The 19,929-nt window shown below is 44.2% G+C and carries 19 protein-coding genes; 17 read left to right on the forward strand and 2 right to left on the reverse strand.

Features of this window, described 5'->3' with window-relative positions; translation table 11 throughout:
* Positions 1 to 37: 37 nt before the first annotated feature.
* Entirely contained in the window at positions 38 to 478 is a 441-nt protein-coding gene (locus tag HP567_RS17635) for a hypothetical protein (RefSeq protein ID WP_229088222.1), read from the forward strand.
* 160 nt (positions 479 to 638) lie between these two features.
* Here HP567_RS17635 and HP567_RS17640 read toward each other — a convergent pair whose 3' ends face one another.
* Positions 639 to 1,532 (reverse strand): LysR family transcriptional regulator, encoded by an 894-nt coding sequence (locus tag HP567_RS17640; RefSeq protein ID WP_173609226.1) that lies wholly within the window; start codon positions 1,530 to 1,532, stop codon positions 639 to 641.
* 127 nt (positions 1,533 to 1,659) lie between these two features.
* Here HP567_RS17640 and HP567_RS17645 point away from each other — a divergent pair, with 127 nt between their 5' ends.
* From HP567_RS17645 to HP567_RS17660, 4 genes are all read left to right on the forward strand, one after another.
* A complete protein-coding gene (locus HP567_RS17645; protein WP_173609225.1) occupies positions 1,660 to 2,343 on the forward strand; it encodes an MOSC domain-containing protein in 684 nt (227 codons plus the stop codon).
* A gap of 131 nt (positions 2,344 to 2,474) precedes the next feature.
* A complete protein-coding gene (locus HP567_RS17650) occupies positions 2,475 to 3,032 on the forward strand; it encodes a cupin domain-containing protein (RefSeq protein ID WP_173609224.1) in 558 nt (185 codons plus the stop codon).
* A gap of 186 nt (positions 3,033 to 3,218) precedes the next feature.
* Positions 3,219 to 4,991, forward strand: coding sequence for a PAS domain S-box protein (locus tag HP567_RS17655; RefSeq protein ID WP_229088058.1), 1,773 nt, complete (start codon positions 3,219 to 3,221; stop codon positions 4,989 to 4,991).
* 107 nt (positions 4,992 to 5,098) lie between these two features.
* On the forward strand, positions 5,099 to 5,740 hold the full coding sequence (locus tag HP567_RS17660) for a YczE/YyaS/YitT family protein (protein ID WP_173609222.1): 642 nt from the start codon (positions 5,099 to 5,101) through the stop codon (positions 5,738 to 5,740).
* 33 nt (positions 5,741 to 5,773) lie between these two features.
* On the opposite strand, the gene HP567_RS17665 is transcribed toward HP567_RS17660, so the two are convergent.
* A complete protein-coding gene (locus HP567_RS17665) occupies positions 5,774 to 6,973 on the reverse strand; it encodes an MFS transporter (RefSeq protein WP_173609221.1) in 1,200 nt (399 codons plus the stop codon).
* Between the two features lie 335 nt (positions 6,974 to 7,308).
* On the opposite strand from HP567_RS17665, the gene HP567_RS17670 reads away from it, so the two are divergent.
* The 12 genes from HP567_RS17670 (at position 7,309) to HP567_RS17725 (ending at position 19,929) form a co-directional block, all read left to right on the forward strand.
* Positions 7,309 to 8,166, forward strand: coding sequence for a diaminopimelate epimerase (locus HP567_RS17670; protein WP_173609220.1), 858 nt, complete (start codon positions 7,309 to 7,311; stop codon positions 8,164 to 8,166).
* Positions 8,163 to 8,969, forward strand: a complete 807-nt coding sequence (locus tag HP567_RS17675; protein WP_173609219.1) for a methyltransferase domain-containing protein — start codon at positions 8,163 to 8,165, stop codon at positions 8,967 to 8,969. Before HP567_RS17670 ends, HP567_RS17675 begins: the two co-directional genes overlap by 4 nt.
* Positions 8,970 to 8,987: 18 nt before the next feature.
* On the forward strand, positions 8,988 to 10,304 hold the full coding sequence (locus tag HP567_RS17680; RefSeq protein WP_173609218.1) for an opine metallophore biosynthesis dehydrogenase: 1,317 nt from the start codon (positions 8,988 to 8,990) through the stop codon (positions 10,302 to 10,304).
* A 24-nt stretch (positions 10,305 to 10,328) separates the two neighbouring features.
* Positions 10,329 to 11,936 (forward strand): staphylopine-dependent metal ABC transporter substrate-binding lipoprotein, encoded by a 1,608-nt coding sequence (gene cntA / locus HP567_RS17685; RefSeq protein ID WP_173609217.1) that lies wholly within the window; start codon positions 10,329 to 10,331, stop codon positions 11,934 to 11,936.
* Between the two features lie 22 nt (positions 11,937 to 11,958).
* Positions 11,959 to 12,891 carry a nickel/cobalt ABC transporter permease gene (opp1B, locus tag HP567_RS17690; RefSeq protein ID WP_173609216.1) on the forward strand — a complete coding sequence of 311 codons (933 nt, stop codon included), beginning with the start codon at positions 11,959 to 11,961 and terminating at the stop codon, positions 12,889 to 12,891.
* On the forward strand, positions 12,892 to 13,794 hold the full coding sequence (gene cntC, locus HP567_RS17695) for a staphylopine uptake ABC transporter permease subunit CntC (RefSeq protein WP_173609215.1): 903 nt from the start codon (positions 12,892 to 12,894) through the stop codon (positions 13,792 to 13,794).
* Positions 13,791 to 14,612 (forward strand): staphylopine uptake ABC transporter ATP-binding protein CntD, encoded by an 822-nt coding sequence (cntD, locus tag HP567_RS17700; protein WP_173609214.1) that lies wholly within the window; start codon positions 13,791 to 13,793, stop codon positions 14,610 to 14,612. Before cntC ends, cntD begins: the two co-directional genes overlap by 4 nt.
* Positions 14,599 to 15,342, forward strand: coding sequence for an ABC transporter ATP-binding protein (locus tag HP567_RS17705; protein ID WP_173609213.1), 744 nt, complete (start codon positions 14,599 to 14,601; stop codon positions 15,340 to 15,342). The genes cntD and HP567_RS17705 overlap by 14 nt, the downstream gene beginning before the upstream one ends.
* A gap of 50 nt (positions 15,343 to 15,392) precedes the next feature.
* The gene (gene cntE, locus HP567_RS17710; protein WP_173609212.1) at positions 15,393 to 16,580 is read left to right on the forward strand and encodes a staphylopine family metallophore export MFS transporter CntE; all 1,188 of its coding nucleotides are present in this window, start codon (positions 15,393 to 15,395) and stop codon (positions 16,578 to 16,580) included.
* Positions 16,581 to 16,881: 301 nt separating this feature from the next.
* Positions 16,882 to 17,955 carry a PAS domain-containing sensor histidine kinase gene (locus tag HP567_RS17715; protein ID WP_173609211.1) on the forward strand — a complete coding sequence of 358 codons (1,074 nt, stop codon included), beginning with the start codon at positions 16,882 to 16,884 and terminating at the stop codon, positions 17,953 to 17,955.
* On the forward strand, positions 17,952 to 18,596 hold the full coding sequence (locus tag HP567_RS17720; RefSeq protein ID WP_173609210.1) for a response regulator: 645 nt from the start codon (positions 17,952 to 17,954) through the stop codon (positions 18,594 to 18,596). Before HP567_RS17715 ends, HP567_RS17720 begins: the two co-directional genes overlap by 4 nt.
* 133 nt (positions 18,597 to 18,729) lie before the next feature.
* Positions 18,730 to 19,929 carry an FAD/NAD(P)-binding oxidoreductase gene (locus HP567_RS17725; RefSeq protein ID WP_173609209.1) on the forward strand — a complete coding sequence of 400 codons (1,200 nt, stop codon included), beginning with the start codon at positions 18,730 to 18,732 and terminating at the stop codon, positions 19,927 to 19,929.

A 19,929-nucleotide genomic window follows, 5' to 3' on the forward strand; every position in this document is an offset into this window, starting at 1 on the left:
CAAAGAGTCATCCTTGACGGAGGTGCTTATAGTGGGTATGGCCCATAAATACATACATAGTAAAATCGAAATACGCCAAGATCAGATGAAGGGTTTTCAGCATCCCCAATACGTCATTACAATCAATGACATCACTTTGAATGACTATTTGAATCAAAATACTCAGAGTCGTTCTTTTGATTTATTAGTTCCACCTATCGGACTGTTTGATAATCGCGATCAACAAAAAGTCCTCGCATTGCTTTCTTTTACAAATGTTGCTCTTCCTATTTTGGTTTGTTCGGATGACATGGATTTCTCTTGTACAGTTGTCACCACGTATGTAGAGGAGGCGAAGGATTACATCATTTGGAAAACGTTCGGATATGGCGTGGACATGTCAAAGCCGATCCATGTTCCGCCTTTAGCTTTCGAAAAAAGCCAGTATAGAGAATTTGTTGAAGCGTTCAAAGGCTTTATTCATCGTGAATCCCTATGATTACCATAAGCTGCATTCATTTTCATTTTAAGCCGAATACAGGTGATTCATAAGTACCTGAGTACCTGACAAATGATAGGGAATACCTATCGAAATGATAACAACGATGCTATTGAACAATGATTCGCCTCATCATAAACTAATCTTGACTCATGCATGATCAACCTTCATCACGCTTAACCGAAGCAATCAAATGCTCCATAAAAACTCGGCTTGCTGCACACAAATACTTGTTTTTCCGGTAAACGATACCGATTTGCGCCGTCATATTACGCTGTTGGATCGGAATCGTGCGAATCCGTTTATCATCGATATAGTCGAGGTAGCCTTTCGAAAGTATCGTGACACCGACACCTTGCCCGACCATATTCGTAATCGATTCCATTGTGGTCATTTCCAAAACAGGCTGTGGCGAGAAGCCCAGCTCCTTACACCTTTCATCAATCAACTGACGCAAAAAGTACGTGTTCGGCAATAAAATGCAGGGGGTTTCTTTCAAAATCGCAAGCGAAACAAACGTTTCCTTCGCGAGCGGATGATCAGCAGGAACTCCTAATGCCAGACTTTCTGTATAGAGCGGAATGGTTTCCAGATCGTCATGCTCCATAGGCAAAAAAACAATCCCCAGATCGAGTTCGTTTTTCAGAAGTCCTTCATAAATATCACCGGTTCTCAACCCGAAAACAGACAATTCAACCTTTGGATAACGCTGGTGAAACTCAATAACAGTAGGTGGGAGCAAGTAATTGACAACTGTCAGCAGTACACCAATCTTTAAGGCACCTCTGCTTAAGCCTTGCAGCTCGCTAATCGCTGCACGCGCCTGTGACAATTCATGAAACACATGATAGCTATGGTGAAGCAATGTTTTGCCTGCTTCCGTCATAACCGTTCGTTTGCCGATGCGATCAAACAAGGGCATGCCGATTTCATGCTCAAGCAAGCGGATTTGCTGACTGAGTGAAGGCTGTGCAATACCCAATTTCTCGGCTGCACGAGTAAAATTCAACTCCTGGCACAGTGCCATAAAGTACTCTAATTGCTTGAGCTCCAACGACCATCCCTCCAGCGATTTATGATCTAATAATAGGATTTTCCTATCATTATAGAATAAACCATTATGAATTTATATGAATGTACTGCACAATATACATTTTCATGAAAGTATGAGGTGATCGCTTGTGAATATCGAAATCCTTTCGATAAATGTAGGGAAACCCAAACAGGTACCGTATCAAAACAAAGAGGTTTCTACCGGTATTTACAAAACCCCGACCACAAAGGCTCTATATTTATCCTTTTTGAACTTGGAGGGAGATGGGCAAGCAGATCTTGTCCACCATGGAGGGAAAGAAAAGGCTGTATGCGTCTATCCCTATGAGCACTACCCATTTTGGGAGGCTGAATTACAGACGGAGCTTCCAATCGGTGCCTTCGGAGAAAATTTGACGATCCGAGGATTAGTAGAAACGGATGTTTGTATCGGTGATACCTTTCAGCTAGGGGAAGCGGTCGTACAGGTGAGTCAACCGAGACAGCCCTGTTACAAATTGTCTGTACGATACGGTGTACCTGAAATGCTGCTTAAGGTACAGGAGACAGGCTATACCGGCTTCTATTTTCGCGTGTTGAAAGAAGGGCTGGTATCGCATTCAGATGTGTTGACAAGGCTCTCGCGCCATCCAAAGGCAGTAACTGTATCGTATGCAAACCGAATCATGCATCAAGAAAAAGACAATATCGATGGCATGAAGAATCTGTTGGAAGTAGAAGAACTGTCCTCAAATTGGCGAGCGACCTTTAGCAAACGATTATCCGGCGTGGAAATTGATACCCGTGAAAGGATGACCGGCCACCAAGCATAACGACAATAAAGGCAAGGAAGAATGTGATGGTTGTGTAGTACCATCTGAAGTTGCTCTTCGGCATAGTTACCTGTCATCAGGTAGCTACATAGGCTAAAGGGTAAATCCTTTACACTGGAGAGGAGATTGAGATGTACAACAACTATTACCATTATCATCAAGGGTATTATCCCGTGCTTGCCGGCTGGAATAACAACCATTTTCACTATGGGTGGAGCCCTCATTATTACAACTGGGGCCATGCGAATGGGAATCGTTATCAGAATACCATCGAATTGAGAGATTATGGACCAAAGCCTTTTGTCGTGAATATTGAGCAAGCCACAAAGCAAAACAACACATTTCGTACGGCATTATGGACAGGGAAGCACTTGCAGGTGACGCTAATGAGCATAAATGTTGGAGACGACATTGGTTTAGAAAACCATCCGAATACAGATCAATTCATCCGAGTGGAAGAAGGTCAAGGACTGGTTCGGATGGGTGATCGCCAAGATCATTTAGATTTTGAACGAAGAGTCAATGATAACGATGCCATCATGGTTCCCGCGGGCACATGGCACAATGTCATCAATACAGGCAATACGCCGCTTAAGGTATATTCCATCTATGCGCCACCGCAACATCCCTTTGGCACCGTTCATGAGACAAAAGCCAGTGCCATGGCTTCTGAGCAAAGCCCTCAATAAGAAATGGTGCCAGAATATCCCGCTCCTTTTTAAGGGGCGGGATTTTTTTAGTGGGATAGATATTTTCTCAAGGATATTTTCAACGGGCATAGAATATTAACATTATTCACAATCTTCATTTAAGGAAGGTATAAACCTATGGATAAAGAAGCTCAGCGAATCAACCTTAGACAAGAACAGTTCAACATGAAAGAGCTGCTTCAGTCACTTGTTGAAACGACTACGGACGCGATTTCAATTAGGGACATGCAGGGTAATATACTTTTTTTGAATAGTGCTTTTGAAAAAATCTATGGTTGGACATATCAAGATCTCCTGAATGACCCGTACTGTCTTGTACCTGAAGATCTCATTAACGAGACAAAGGAGATTTTCCACGAGATTAAATTTGCAGGAAAAAATATAACGGGCTATGAGACCGTGCGTCAACGAAAAAATGGCGAGATCGTTCAGGTTGGTCTAACCGCTTCCCCTATAAGAGATACAGAAGGTACGATTGTAGGCACTTCAGTCATCGCCAGAGATATAACGGACCGCAAAATGGCGGAAGAAGCACTTGTGAAAAGCGAGGCAAAGTACCGCATCCTCGTAGAACATACGAGTGATGTTATTTGTCAGTATGATGTACACATGAATAATCTTTTTGTATCTCCTTCTATCGAACACCACTTGGGATACACTCAGGATGAATTTCTTCAAACGAATAGTTTTGATCTCATTCACCCTGATGATGTAAAAACCGTGAAAGATCTGCGTTCCTTAATCTCTATGCATCCCCAAAATGTTCAAATGGAGATTCGATTACGTCATAAAAATGGATCGTGGGTGTATTGGGAGTCACGTTGTGTTCCGATTATGTCTGAGAACAAAGAGATTGATAGCTTTCTATTCGTTTCACGCAATATCACCGAGCGGAAACACTCCGAAGAAGCCTTGCGCAAGAGCGAGGAACAATATCGCTTCATTGCCGAACACACGGCGGACTTCATTTCCGTGATGGATAAGTACGGTCACGTATCATATAGTTCACCTTCCCATGTGAAGAAATTAGGTACGAGCCATATTATTTTTGAGAACATACATCCAGAAGATGCAGCACTCGTCTGTGAGCGATTTTCCACGATGATTCAGTTCGATATCCCGGTTACATGTGAGTATCGATACAAACTGGAAAACGAGAAATGGATCTACCTCGAATCAAGAGGGATGCCGTTTTTTAGCTCGGATGGCGGAAATCAATACTTCATCAACATTACACGTGACATAACGGAGAGGAAACAAAATGAAGAACTTCTCCGCAGAACAGAGAAGTTGTCCGTCATCGGTGAATTGGCTGCAAGTATCGCGCACGAAATAAGAAATCCGCTTACGGCATTGAAAGGCTTTATCCAATATTTGCGGCCAACACTATCGGGGGGCGCTACTTATACAGACATTATGATGTCCGAGTTAGATCGAATCAACTTTATTGTGAGTGAGCTACTTGTATTGGCCAAACCGCAAACGCTGAATGTGAAGCGGATTCTTTTACACCCGCTCATTGAAAGCGTGGTAAAGTTTCTTGAATCAGAAGCAAATCTCAACAACACTACAATCAACACAATATTCAGTGATTTTCCGATAGCGATTAATGGAGAAGAAAATCAAGTAAAACAAGTCTTTATCAATATATTGAAGAATTCCCTCGATGCTATCACGACGAATGGCATAATCATCATAGAAACCACATGTCTACCTAATAACCAAGTGCTGATACGTTTTACCGACAATGGATGTGGCATTTCCCAAGAACTGCTGCCCAGGCTCGGTGAACCGTTTTATACCACGAAAGAGAAAGGAACAGGCTTAGGTTTACTTGTCAGCAATAAAATAATGAAAGATCATCAAGGAACCATCACCATCTCAAGTGAGATCAACCAGGGTACCATCGTAGAAATCATGTTTCCCATTTCGAAATAGGAAGGTGATTCTTATGAATTCGCAAATCGTTTTTGATAAGGTAGCATTCACCAAATCTCCACCTACGCGCGTTGGAAAAGTCAGAATAATTAGAGGGGGAGAAATTCATGTGGAGGAAGTTTCTGCTTCATCCGCTTGTAGTTCGATACAGTGTGTTTATGATTGGACTGGCGGTTATGGCGTTTGGCATAGGCATGATGATTGAGGCTCATTTAGGTGTTGCGCCATGGGATACACTGCATATTGGATTACAGAAGACATTTGGACTGACCATCGGCATATGGTCGCAGATCGTGGGAGCCATGATCATTCTCGCTTCCTACATCATTGGCAAGATCCGGCCTAACGTGGGTATGTTTTTAAACATGTTTTTCTTTGGGCTGTTTATTGACATTTTTATGTGGCTGAACTTGATTCCTACAGGAGAGACGGTTGTAGAACGAGCTATTTTGTTCGTTGTCGGTCTGCTTATCTATACGATCGGAACAGGGATGTATATATCACCACGATTGGGAGCAGGTCCACGTGACAGTTTTATGTTAGCATTACATGAACGAATGGGATGGGGCATCGGTAAAGTCAGGATCGGTATAGAGTGCACGGTCATGGTGTTGGGCTTGTTACTTGGCGGGCCTGTTTCGGTGGGGACATTTGTGACGGCCCTTGCCATTGGACCGCTGATCAAGCAGTTTATTCCGATGTGGGAACGAATTTTGGCAAAACCGTACGGAACAGCAAAAACAGGGTAAAAGAAAAAAGGGTGCTCATACTGAGTACCCTTTTCAACTTTGTTGCGGCTTGCGTTCAGCCAGATAGGATGCGATTCCCAAAATCAGACCCATTCCTACGAGCATCGCACCGACCCATGGGAGGGAGGTTATATCAAGATGTGTAATCACCCATCCACCAATGAAAGCGCCAGTAGCATTTCCTAGATTTCCGGCAGAATGACTGGAGGTAGAAGCAAGTGCTGGTGCATTCTGAGCGAGATTCATCACCCGTACTTGCAGCCCTGGAAATACAGCGAAAGAAGCAGCTCCCCAAAGAAAGATGGTCAATATGGCAGCTATGGGACTATACAGGGTAAACGTAAACAGCGTCAGAATGATGCATATTGTTAAGTAAAGTCCGAGAATGGAGGGCATCAGCTTCCAATCCGCAAGCTTTCCGCCCACGATATTGCCGATGGTCACACCACAGCCGAAGAGGACAAGAATCCACGTTACATGATACTCAGCAAAACCGGTAATTTGCGTCAGCAGTGGCGTTATATACGTAAATACGGTGAATAAACCTGCATTGCCTAGCGCTCCGATCAAGAGGTATAGAAGAAGCTTCGGCTTGAGTAGGGCAGTAATTTGCCCAGTGATACTCCCCGTATTTTCTTGCCGGATGTTTGGGACGAAAATGAGTATTCCGATCAGTGCTATCATTCCCATGATCGCAATAGAGCCAAACGAGGCCCGCCATCCCATGTGTTGACCAATGAAAGTCCCCAGAGGCACACCAATAATATTAGCAATCGTCAGACCTGCCATCATAATGGAAACGGCTGCGGCACGTTTGTCAGGACTTACAAGACTGGAGGCTACAACAGCCCCAACCCCAAAGAACGTCCCGTGCGTCAAAGCGGTGATCAGGCGTGCTCCCATCAGTATTTCGTAGTTGGGAGCAAACACAGAGATTCCGTTCCCGAGAATAAATAGAATCATAAGGAGACAGAGTAGCTTCTTTTGGGGAATCCGATGGGTGAGGACTGTCAGGATCGGTGCGCCGACGGCTACCCCCAGAGCATACATGGTAATGAGTTGTCCCGCAGATGAAATACTGACATTCAAATCCTCTGCAACATTCGGCAAAAGCCCCATAATGACAAATTCCGTCATCCCAATGGCAAAAGAACCGACGGTAAGAGAGAGCAATGAGATAGAAGACTTTTCCTTGTTGACCTGTTTCTTGGTAGTAGTTTGAGATAACGCCATGAAGTCAATACAACCTTTCTGTACGATAAAATCCGTTTGTGGTGCGGGTAAAGATTACCTGTTCCACTTTGTTAAGTCAAGGTATTCTTCTTGTATAAATGTAAAAATCCTACTAGAAAATACTAGAGCGCATCCCTGGAAGGGTGATCGAGTTCGAGAAAAGGAATAAAGAACGACAAGTCTACCGTTGACAGACACCCAAATTGTGGTTATGATTTACTCGATAATAATCGTAATCATTACGGTTTATTTTTTTAAACATTAAATCGTAATGATTACGATTAATCTAAGGTCATTAGCTTTTTATCAAAAATATGGTAAGAGGGTAGGTTGAGATGAAACGGGAAATCGATTTTATAAAGTTTAATCCCACACAAAATATGACCATTCTTGTGAAAAACGATCATCCAGCTGAAGAGTATACGCACATCGCCTCAAAAATGATGTCCTACGCTAGTGTCCATGCTGAACAAGTGGGTTTTATTGAAAAACCGAATAATCATGGAGCAGCAGCACATCTACAAATGGCTGGGGGTGAGTTTTGCGGCAACGCATGCATGGCATTAGCGTTGCTTATCGCGCATGAAAATGGTCTACAGCATCATGATTTGACCGAAATTGTTTTGGAAGCTTCCGGCACAGATCATTTCGTTGTTTGTCAAGTGAAAAGAATTAAAGACGAATATTACTGCCAAGTTTCGATGCCTCTTCCCAAAAAAATCGAGCAGCAGTCAGTCAACTATGATGGCGACGAAATAAACATGGTGATTGTGAGGTATCAAGATTTCTTTCACATCGTGATTGAAGTAGACCAGTTCAGTGAGGCGGTAAGAAAACGTGCGGAATCTTTAGCCAAGCTGCTTGGAGTAACTGTAGGGGTGAGTTTAATCGGGGTGCTATTGTATCAGCCAGCTTCGAATGAATTGGCTCCACTTATCTTTGTTCCGTCATTAGATAGCATGATCTGGGAAAACGGCTGTGGGTCAGGTACTGCTTCACTTGGGGCCTATCTGGCTTGGAAAAAGCAAGGCGATATTGCTGCTCACATCAGGCAACCGGGAGGCACGATTCATGTAACGGCCTCTTGGCAAAAAGAAGAAGTAACAAGTCTCAAAATAGAGGGTGCAGTCGGAATCGTGGCACAAGGCAAAGCATTCATCGAGATTCAAGATAGCAAGGGGAGAACGGAATGAATAGACCAGAACAGTTGCATCAACAGTTGACTGCATTTCTAGAAAGGTTCACCCATTTAGCCGATCGATATGACGGTACCATCCATTACAGCTCGGAGTTAGAGACGATCATCGATGAGTATTCTACTTTCATAACGGATGAAAGAAACAAAGAAGCCTGGGAGCAGATAGAACAGCCAATCGCAAACCAATTGAACCAGCTTGTGGAGAATGCAAGGAAATCGTCGGCGATTTGCGTTGCGATTATGGAGAAATATCGTGCGCTGAAGCTGCTAAAAGGGATTGACGATAAGACCGACTACTTTCAAAACATAGAATCTTGTATTGAAAAAGAATTTGGGAGTTTTCAAGTTACTGTTGATTCAAAGGTGTTGATGGTAGGCTCAGGTTCCTTTCCCATGACGCCATTATTGATTGCGAAGCGGACTGGAGCAGAAGTAGTTGGTATCGACATTGATGAGGAGGCCATCGAACTAGGGCGGAGTGTTGTAGAAAGGCTGGGAAGTGGATTGTCTATCCGCTTGGAGAAAGAGTTTGTGGAACGACTTGATATGACGAAGGATGCAACCCATATCATCTTTAGTTCAACGGTTGCAAATAAGTATGATCTCCTGGAACAATTACATCCATTGACAAATGACCAAGTGATCGTGGCGATGCGATACGGCAATCAAATGAAATCCCTTTTTAACTACCCGATGAGAGAGGTAGATCTGCGGAAATGGAGGCTGATTGAAACCATCTTGCGTCCCGAGCATGTATTTGATATCGCGTTGTACAAAAAAGCATCGGCTGCATGCTGATCTTAAAAGGAGGTTTCTATGGGTGATATGAAACGAATCTTGCTATTGGGAACAGGTCCTGCTTCCATTCAAATGGCTGTCATGCTTAAAAAACATTGGAATTGTTGCGTCGGGGTCGTTGGGCGTGAGTCTGTCCGTTCCAAATCATTCTTTACTGCACTTAAGCTAAGCAGTCAGCAAATTCGCGCAGATATTCAAAATGAAAAGCATCAAAAGATGGAAGGCGAATGCCAAATCGATCATGTATTCCATGGATACGGGAGCGTTACAGGGGAATGGGATACCTTCATATTATCTGTCACAACAGATGCATATACAGAGGTTTTACAACAAATAAATGATCAGGTTTTACAACGAATAACGTGCATGGTTTTGGTTTCTCCCACCTTTGGTTCCAACAGTTTACTACGCCATTATTTAAACAGGATTGGTTCGAATGCGGAGATTATCAGTTTTTCTACATACCTTGGCGATACACGCTGGTTCCATGATAAGCCTTCAAATCGAGTGATTACGACAGGGGTTAAGAAAAAGCTTTACATCGGCTCGACGCGCTCTTTCTCCCCGAATGTAAAAAGACTTTGTGAGTTATTTGAGCAAGTAGGTATTCAGTTGGAAGTCATGGACTCTCCTATCGAAGCGGAAACGCGAAACATATCGCTATACGTGCATCCGCCACTGTTTATGAATGCTTTCTCCCTTCGTGTGATATTTGGAGAGGAACCAATCAAAAAGTACGTATACAAAATGTTTCCAGAGGGCCCCATCACGCAATATCTCATACGCGATATGCTGGCTCAATGGAAAGAGATTACCAAAGTGGTGGAAAAGCTCAATATAAAAGGGCTCAATTTGCTAAAGTTCATGACAGATGACAACTATCCGGTCAGGCTGGAAAGTCTATCACGTGATGATATCGAAAACTTCGTTCAGTATGAAACGATTCATCAAGAGTATTTATTGTTCATTCGATATACCTCACTGTTGATTGATCCTTTTTCGGAGCCAGATTCAGATGGTAGATACTTCGATTTTTCTGCTGTCCCCATCCAGAAAATATTTATGAATAAAGAAGGGTATTGGGATATCCCGCGCATGCCAAAGGAAGATTACTATCGGATAAAAATGATTCAGGGCATTGCAAGATACATAGATATCAGCTGCCCGACAATTGATACATTCATTGAAACGTACGAGAGTAAAATTTCGGAAGCTGCGCGAACACGTAAGGGTGAACAGTTATCGGATGCGTTCGTTGTGCAAAGCTTTGCAGAAGATTTGAAAATGATATGTAGTGAGATCGAAAAGGGTATCGGATCAAAGAAACCATACTAACACGTATTTTCTGGAGGAAATGGTATGACAAGAAGAATGGGATCTTTATTAAGGACTTTCATGGTCTCCGTCGTTCTGCTGGTTGGCTGCAGTAACGGTGATATGGAAAAAACGGAGTCAACCAATAAAGGGAAAGAGATCGTGTATGCCACTTCGAAAGATATTAACGATATGAACCCACATTTTTATTCCGGCTCCATGCCAGCTCAAGGGATGGTGTACGAATCGTTGGTGGAAAATACAGAAGATGGGATCAAACCTTCGTTGGCTGAATCTTGGGAAGTTTCCGAAGATGGAAAAGTGTACACGTTTCATTTGAGAAAAAACGTGACGTTTCATGATGGAGAGCTGTTTAATGCGGAAGCAGTAAAAAAGAATATCGAAGCGGTGCAAAGCAATGCAAGCAAGCATTCCTGGATCAAGCTATCAACAAAGATCGTGGCCTGCAATGTACTCGATGAGTATACGGTTGAACTGGTCTTATCCGAACCGTACTACCCGACTCTGGTCGAATTGTCGATGACAAGACCTTATGTATTCATCTCGCCAAAAAATTTTGTGAACGGGGGAACCAAAGATGGTGTTAGTGGTTATAACGGAACGGGTCCCTATAAGCTCACTGAGCATAAAGTCGATCAGTATGCCGTATTTGAAACGAATGAAAATTATTGGGGTGGCCCACCTAAAGTGAAGAAAATCACAGCCAAAGTACTTCCCGCAGGAGAAACTACTTTCTTGGCACTGCAAAAGGGAGAAGTCAACTTTGTATTTACGGATGATCGAGGAGCTAATAGTCTCGATGTGGCAGCCATGAATCAATTTGTTGAATCAGGTGAACACCAAATCATTCGCAGTCAACCAATGAACACAGGCATAATTGTCGCCAATAGCAGCAAAACAGAGAGCCCTGTATATGAAAAGGCTGTACGCGTAGCGTTTTGGCATGCGATTGACAGAGAGACCATCAGCAAACAAATATTTGAAGGCACGGAACAACCAGCGTATACCCTTTTCTCTTCGAATGTGAATTACGCCAACGTGAAATTAGAGAAGCGGGGGTACGATTTGGAAAAAGCGAAGAAGATTTTGGAGGAGGAAGGCTGGGTTATCGGGAATGCGGGCGAATTCAGAACGAAAAACGGAAAGCCATTAACAGTGAAGCTCTATTATGATGTAAATTCGTCCACGCAAAAAACGCAGGCTGAATTGATTCAAAATACGGTAAAAAGGATTGGGGTTCATCTGGAGATTATTGGCGAGGAGTCATCTTCGATTGCGAACAGAAGGTCTACAGGTGACTATGACCTGCTTTTTAATCAAACATGGGGACTCGCGTATGATCCGCAGAGCACAATCGCTGCTTTTACCTCCAAGTCTTCCTATTACCATTCGACAAGAGGCATCGCGCAAGCTGATGAGCTCTATAAAAAAATAGAAGAAGTCATGGTGACGACTGATGAGGAACATAGAAAATCGTTATATACCGATATTTTGACCATGGTCCATGAGGAAGCCGTATTTATTCCGATTACGAATGGAAGAGTCACGATCCTGGCTCCCAAAAACCTGCAGGGTATCTCGTTTAAGCAAACGCAATTCGAGCTTCCATTTGAGCGGATGTACTTTGAATAAATACGGAAAAAAGGAGCATGCCATGGGTAGCTATATCATCAAAAGGTTCATGCTATCGATTCCTTTGGTCCTGATCGTATCGTTTGTAACGTTTTCTTTCATTCATCTATCTCCCATGGATCCTGCCGAAGTGGTCCTGCATTCGCAAGGCATCCCCACAATAACGGATGAGTTACTTGCGCAAACCAGAGCGAAACTTGGGATGGACCAACCCTTTTTGACCCGGTACGTAAACTGGGTTGCTTCATGCTTGCAGCTTGATTTTGGAGATTCATACATAACGGGAAAACCCGTGTGGTCTATGCTAGGACCAGCCTTTTTCCACACATTAAAGCTGACGTTGGTTTCGGCCTTTGCCATCGTTTCGCTGTCCATCGTTTTGGGAGTGGCATGCGCATTGAACGCAGGCAAATGGGTGGACAAATCAGTCAGAGGCGTTTCATTTTTCCTGACATCGATGCCGTCCTATTGGCTCGCCGCTCTGCTGATCTGGTATTTTTCCGTCAAGCTGGATTTGCTTCCGACAAGCGGAATGGAATCGTACAAAAGCTATGTATTGCCCGTTGTTGTGATTACAATCAGCTATGCTGGCATCTATTTTCGAATCATCAGAAGTTCCATGTTAAGCAACATGAATGAAGACTATGTTCTCTACGCAAGGGCATGCGGCTTATCGGAGAAAAAGATCGCGATGCACATTCTCAGAAATTCATTGCAGGTGGCCATTTCCGTATTTTGCATGGCGATTCCCATCATTTTGGGAAGCACAGTCGTCGTGGAAAACATCTTTGCTTGGCCGGGACTCGGTACGCTAAGCGTCAAATCCATTTTAAGCAGGGATTTTCCGATCATTCAAGCCTATGTCCTTGTGTTGGCAGTCGCTTTTATTCTGTTCAACACCGTTTCCGACATCATCAATGCGGCATTGAAACCCAAAATAAGGGATGGTCTATAGATGAATCGATTACAAAATGTGTGGAAAGACAAGGTTGCTGTCCTATCCTTATCCATTATCTCGCTTACAGCAATGGCTGGGATATTTGCACCTTTCGTTGCACCGCATGATCCCGCAGAAGTACATATGGAGCTTCGATTTGCATCCGCATCATGGGAGTATCTCTTGGGCAACGACCACTTAGGGCGATGCGTTTTATCCAGACTCATTTACGCGATTCGTCCCAGCATGCTATGGGTCTTCGCTGCGCTGCTCCTATCTGTATTGATTGGGTCAATTGTAGGGGTTCTTGCGGGTTACTTTCGTGGAAAAACAGATGCCTTCTTGATGCGTGTTTGCGATGTAATCCTTTCTTTTCCGGGATATGTCATGACCCTGGCGATTATCGGCATTTTGGGAGTAGGCTTTGAAAATGTAATCATCGCCTTTGTATTGATGAAATGGGCGTGGTTTGCTCGAATCATCAGAGCGTCAGTCATGCAATATGCGGAATCCGACTATGTAAAATTCTCAAAGGCAATCGGCGCAAGCAATATGGGAATCATGATCAGGCACATGATTCCGGTTGCATTGCCCGACATTGCTGTCATTTCAAGCAGCTCCTTCGGTTCGATGATTTTGCAAATATCGGGATTCTCTTTCCTCGGTTTAGGCATTCAAGCACCGGAAGCAGAGTGGGGCATGATGTTGAATGAAGCGAGAGACGTCATGTTTTCCCGCCCGGAATTCATGCTAGCACCCGGTTTGACCATCGTGATCGTCGTATCGGCCATTAACTATTTGTCTGATACGCTTCAAGTTGCTTTAGATCCCAAATTGATGACTTCTACCTATAACCAGCAAGGGTTAATAAGAGCCTCTGCCGTGAAGCTCGAAGGAAAAGGGGTGGCAACCGGGAGATGAACATTTTGGAGGTAAATAACCTGAAAATCTGGGACAGCCGCAATGATCAAGTGATCGTTCCAAACAGTTCCTTTCATGTGAAGCAGGGAAGCTGTCTGGCCATTGTTGGAGAAAGCGGAAGCGGGAAGTCGGTTACGTGCAAGGCCATCATGAGATTGAATAAGGCCGGGCTTCGCCAATCGGGAGACATTCTATTACGAGGAGAAAACCTCATGGAGCTCTCAGAACAGGAGATGAGGAAAAAGAGGGGAAAGCAGCTTTGTATGATTTTACAGAATGGCATGCGTGCCTTTGATCCCTCTTGCGTGGTGGGCGTTCATTTAAAGGAAACGCTAGTGGAGCATTTTGGATGGAGCCGTGACGAAATCACAACCAAAATGAAAAATGCCATGGAAAGCGTCATGCTGAAAGACCCGATAGAGGTAATGAATAAGTATCCCCACCAGTTGTCGGGTGGAACGCTGCAGCGGGTCATGATTGCGCTGGCTATCGTATTGGAGCCTGACATTCTGATTGCGGATGAACCCACGACAGCACTCGATACAATCTCGCAGTTCGAAGTGGTTGAACAGTTCCTGCAATTGCGCGATCGAATGGGCTGCTCGATGATCTTCATCTCTCACGATTTAGGGATTGTCAAATTAATGGCAGATGAGGTTCTCGTCATGAAAGAAGGAGAAATTGTTGAAAACGGGATGACCCAAGCCATCTTCTCTGAACCGCAGCATACCTATACCCGCTACTTGCTCTCCACGAAGCTGGCGATGAATCAACATTTTAAGAGGGTCATGGGAGGAGTTAGTATTGCTGAGCGTTGAGTGTGTAGAGAAATCATACAGAAAAGGCGGATTGTTCTCAAGGGAAAGAGAGCAAGTGTTGAGTAACATTAGCTTCGAATGCAAGTCTGGGGAGTGTCTCGGCATCATCGGAGAAAGCGGAAGTGGTAAATCGACATTAGGAAGATTGCTCCTGGGGATAGAAAAGCCTGATCGAGGTACCATCTTGTTTGAGGGCAAAAAAGTAGAGGATCGAAAAGTAAGAACAGGGAATATCAGCGCTGTATTTCAAGATTACACTTCTTCGATCAATCCATTATATACGATTGAGGATGCCATTCGGGAGCCTTTGCAAATGAAAAGAAGGGGACGAAAAGATGTTCGAAGCGAGATTGATCATTTATTAAGTCAAGTAGGGTTGGATCCTTCCTATCGAAAGAAATATCCTCATGAGCTATCAGGGGGGGAGGCTCAGAGGGTATGCATAGCGAGAGCCATTTCAACGGAACCGAGATGCATTCTATTCGATGAAGCAATCAGTTCATTGGATGGGTCTGTGCAAATGCAAGTGCTTGATTTACTAAAAGACTTGAGAAAACGTTACAAGATTGGCTATATCTTCATCACTCATGATATACAGGCTGCCGCCTATATTTGCGACAGAGTCATGATCATACGAAATGGTGAGATCGAAGAGATTGTGAGGGTTGAAGAATTAAAAGATGTTCAATCCGCCTATACGAAGAAACTGCTGCAAATGACTATTGCTTAAAGGAATTGGCAATGAGAGTGAGCAGAGGATCAGAGGGAGGAGCAAGAGCTATGAGAGGGGCTCTGTCTTGGCCATTTTTACGATTATACATATTGACTCTTTTGTATTTTAGTGCGAACTCTATTCTGAATGTCATTATTCCGTTAAAGGGTGCAGAGTTGGGTGCGACCAATACAACAATTGGAGTCGTTATGGGAGCGTATCTGTTTACAACCATGTTTTTTCGGCCGTGGGCAGGCCATATCATCCAAAAACATGGACCAATCAAAGTGCTCCGCACGATTCTTATTTTCAATGGAGCGGCTCTCATTTTATATACGTTTACTGAATTAGAGGGGTTTATTGTTGCCCGAATTCTGCAAGGGATGTGTACCGCTTTTTTCTCCATGGCCTTACAGCTAGGGATTATTGATGCGTTGCCGGACAAGGATCGTTCACAAGGGATCTCTCTGTATTCCTTATGTGCTTATTTGCCTGGTATTATTGGCCCTCTACTCGCTTTAGGCATCTGGCAAGCGGGGGATAGCTCATATTTTACAGTTGCCATGGTCACCATTGCGATCCTTACAGGAGTAGTGGGTTATAGCGCCAGCATCGACAAAAAAGTAGCTGAGCCTGATCCGGGTCAGACTGAACAGGGAGCAACCATGCTTGGTTCCGTGAGCCAATTGGTCAAAAACCCGTATTTATGTAAATGCAGCGTCCTGATGCTGGTGGCATCCATTATATTTGGAGCTGTGACAACCTTTATACCGCTGTACGCTGTACAAATCAACTACGGGAATGCGGGAATTTTCCTGATGCTTCAAGCGGGTACCGTCGTATTATCACGGTTTGTGTTGAGAAAAAAAATTCCATCAGACGGCAAGTGGCGTTCCTCGTTTATGATGGGAATTATGCTCATTCTTGCGGTAGCGGCGTTAAGTGTAAGCTTTTCTAGCGTGGGTGGAGCAGCCTTTCTCTACGTAGGGGCCATATTAATGGGAATTGCTCAAGCCCTTCTTTATCCAACGTTAACGACGTATTTGACATTTGTTCTACCAAAGACGGATCGCAATGTGTTAATCGGGTTATTCATAGCTATGGCCGATTTGGGTGTTTCTCTGGGAGGAGTCATCATGGGGCCAGTTGCTGATCATTTCTCTTATTCCTTTATGTATATGATTTGTGCAATCTTAGGTGTGACGATGATCATTTTTGCCTATGAACGAAGCAAAGCTTCTGTTGGATTACAATAAAACCGATGATGTTCATTGCTGAAGCTCAATCGTGGAAGCAAGAAAACGGTTATCCGTAGATCGTCTTTGGGCACGGAGGAAAATATTCAGGTGGCAAGCCGAGTACATGTTAGGAGATGATACCTAGCGTTTACTCGGCTTTTTCATACGCAGATGCCAAAGCACAGCACAGTATCTATTTGACCATCATTTAGCGTCACAAAAGATAGGGGAAGGTACCTATTTGAAAGGTGCTCCCCGTCTTTTACGATTGGGTCATAGGGGAAATGATCCCAATATCTTTCAGTATGGAGGACCAATAATGGATCAAAGTCCGACTTGTTTTGAACGCTCTGGCGATGAAGGAAAGGCGATGGATAACGGGTACCTGAAACAAATCTTCGACCACTTGCAGGACGGGATTATTCTCATGGATCAGGAACGAAAAATCATGGTAATGAACCCATCCGCAGAGAAAATGACCGGTTGGAAACGAGGAGAAAAGGTCCCGTTCTGCTCCTACTGCCAAAACAGAGAGTTGGAACCGGGAGAAGAACGATGTTATTTGCTCGCCAAACGGGAGGTTCCCTATTTTCTTTCTGCGATGCCTACCTATGAAGGACGGTACGTAGACATGGAGATGAGCACGGCTGTCATCTATGAAAATGGTGAACAAAACATGCAGGATGTCCTATTAGTTTTAAAAGATATGACGGTCAAGAAAAAAGAAGAGGAGGTCAGAATCTCCAAGCAGGTGCTGCAAAAAACGCTAGAAGCTCAAGAAAATGAACATAAGCGCCTGGCCCGTGAGCTGCACGACGGCGTAGGACAATCCTTGTATTCCGTTTCGGTAGGCATTCAAGCGATTCAAGCGCGCCTCAACGAGAAAGGACAATTCCGGGACTTCATGCAAGAGATCGTGAATGAGCTGGAAAAAGCGATACAAGACGTCAAGCTGTATTCTCTACAGCTGCGTCCGCATAGTCTCGATCAACTGGGTCTGATTCCTACGGTACGGCATCTGGTTTCCAGCTTGAACAAAGCACATCAGGATGTTTCCATTACCTTTTCCTACAGTAATGTCAGAGATCATTTTCAGCCAAACTTGGAAATCAATCTGTACCGTGTCATCCAGGAAAGCTTACATAATGCACTGAAGTACGCGAAGGCGACACTCATTGAGGTGATCTTGTACAAGGAGGACGACCTACTGACTTTGCTGATTCAGGACAATGGAATTGGATTTGTGCGCGATCAGGTTCAAGTTGGTCTGGGCCTCAAACATATGGAAGAACGAGTGGATCAAATGGAGGGGACTCTTCAGATTCAATCCGTGCTTCACGAAGGTACTTCGATCAAGGTAACGGTAGTAGGACAGGGAGGGGGAGTAGAGTGATACGGGTGCTTTTGGTTGATGATCACACGATGATTCGGAAGGGATTGCGTGTGCTTCTCGAAAGTTACTCTCAAATTAAAATTGTCGGAGAGAGTCACACAGGCAATGATGCCATCCTGAAAGCCAATGAGCTAAAACCCGATGTAGTGCTCATGGATTTGTCATTGCCGAATGGGCTGGATGGGTTTACCGCGAGCAATGAGATTCGCAAGTCGAATTCTTTCGCGAAAATCGTCATCTTGACCATGCATGACGAGGAGATTTTTGTCCAGAAAGCCATCACCGTCGGAGCCCATGGATACATTTTAAAAAACAGCCATGGAGAGCTGCTGTATCAAGCCATTGTGGAGGTTTACAGAGGCAAGCGCTTTTACAAGACTTCTGTATCGCAAGAGATCATTAATCTATGGCTGAAATCGGATGCCAAAACGATACCTTCTGTTTTAACGCTACGTGAAAAGGAGCTAGTCAGACTCATTGTGCTTGGCTATACCAATAAGGAAATAGCAGATAAGCTGTTGATCAGTGTCAAAACTGTGGAGAACCACAAAACGAATATCATGCAGAAACTAGGACTGGATTCTAAGCATCAATTGATCCAATACGCCATAAAAAATAGATATCTCGATTTGGCGTTTTAATTTGCATAGATCAAAAAGTAGGGGACTTCCCCTATATGGAAAAAAGGACAGGCGAATAAACTGAATAGAGAGACTACACCTTAAGAACCATCATCGTACACTTGGAAACCATATCGTCGTCGAAGGAGGAACTATGGCAAAACAAGTACACTATACGGTTGTCATCGTGGGAGCAGGCTCAGCCGGTATCTCTGTTGCTGCCCGTCTCGTCCGGGCTTCCAAAAGGCTCAGAGGACAAGTCGCCATCATCGATCCCGCATCCAAGCATTATTATCAGCCTTTGTGGACATTAGTCGGAGGTGGTGCTGCAAAAAAGGAGAAATCCGAGCGTGATCTCTCTGCACTGATTCCCGCAGGCGTCGACTGGATTTGCGATGCGGTCACCATGTTTCAACCAGAACAACATACGCTTCATACGAAACAGGGGGCCGTCTTTTCCTATGACTACCTCGTTGTTGCTGCCGGTCTGCAACTAGATTGGGAAGGGGTAAAGGGCTTGAAGGATGCCGTTGGGAAAAACGGTGTTTGCAGCAACTACGCATACCAAACGGTTGAAAGTACATGGGAAGCCATCCGGAGTTTTAAAGGCGGTACTGCCATTTTTACCCACCCGAATTCACCCGTAAAGTGTGGCGGGGCCCCTCAGAAAATCATGTATTTGGCCGATGACTACTTTCGCAAGCTACAAGTTCGCAATCAGTCACAGATCATTTTTGCATCGGCAAAGGGAAGTATTTTTGACGTTCCAACGTATGCTAATACCCTCAACAACGTCATTCGTCGAAAGAACATCGAAACGAGATACAAGCACAACCTATTGGAAGTGCGGGCGGATACGAAAGAAGCTGTATTCGAGAAGCTGGAAACCAAAGAGCAGGAAGTATGGAAGTATGACATGCTTCATGTGACCCCTCCCATGAAAGCGCCCGATTTCATTGCAAACAGCGCATTGGCAGACACAGGAGGTTGGGTGGATGTCGATCCATTTACACTTGTGCACACAAGGTTTCCCACTATTTTCGGTATTGGCGATTGCACGAATCTTCCCACGTCCAAAACTGGAGCTGCGATTCGCAAACAGGCACCAGTCGTCGAGAAAAACCTGCTCGCGCTGATCAATGGGACTCCATTGGCTGCCAAGTATGACGGTTATACATCCTGCCCACTCGTAACGGGGTACAACAAACTCGTGCTAGCCGAATTTGATTACAACCTGACACCGTGTGAAACCTTTCCTTTTGACCAATCCAAAGAGAGATTCAGTATGTACCTGATGAAAAGAGAACTGCTTCCCATCCTTTATTGGAATGGCATGCTTAAAGGATTGATGTAA

Source organism: Brevibacillus sp. M2.1A (assembly GCF_013284355.2).
Lineage (GTDB): Bacteria > Bacillota > Bacilli > Brevibacillales > Brevibacillaceae > Brevibacillus.